General features: G+C 52.5%; 1 protein-coding gene. It reads right to left on the reverse strand.

Annotation, left to right across the window (positions count from 1 at the left end; genetic code table 11):
• A partial coding sequence (locus H7U32_RS10365) for a hypothetical protein (protein ID WP_204469938.1) occupies positions 1–368 on the reverse strand: 368 nt, incomplete at its 3' end.
• Positions 369–444: the final 76 nt, after the last annotated feature.

A 444-nucleotide genomic window follows, 5' to 3' on the forward strand; every position in this document is an offset into this window, starting at 1 on the left:
CTGGCCACTGTATTTGGTTTAGAGGACAGATCCAAAGTCGACATTTCAGGGAGGCGCAGCTGTGCACCATGGGCAGTGGCACGATCCGACTCATCCGGGTGCGCCATAACTCCCTGATGATACTTGTGCAGCGCAGCTCGACAGTACTCTGCAAGCGTATCGCTCGGATTGAGTTTATAGCACAGCTCGTACTCGGCCCGCGCCTCAAGATGCATGCCTTCATAGGCCATAGCGTTAGCCAGATAGTAGTGTACCTCAGGATTACGGGGCTGCATTCCAGCAGCTTGACTCAGGAATACCAGCGCATGCTGATAGCGCCCGGCATTGTAATGCCTCAGGCCCTGTTGGAATGCACTGTTTGTGGCCATTGCACCCGATTGAGAGCAAAGACAACAAACAGCAAGCGGCAAAACTACCGAGCAAATATTGTGTATTAATTTGCAG

This window comes from Bifidobacterium pullorum subsp. saeculare (assembly GCF_016899725.1).
GTDB classification, from domain to species: Bacteria; Actinomycetota; Actinomycetes; order Actinomycetales; family Bifidobacteriaceae; genus Bifidobacterium; species Bifidobacterium pullorum_C.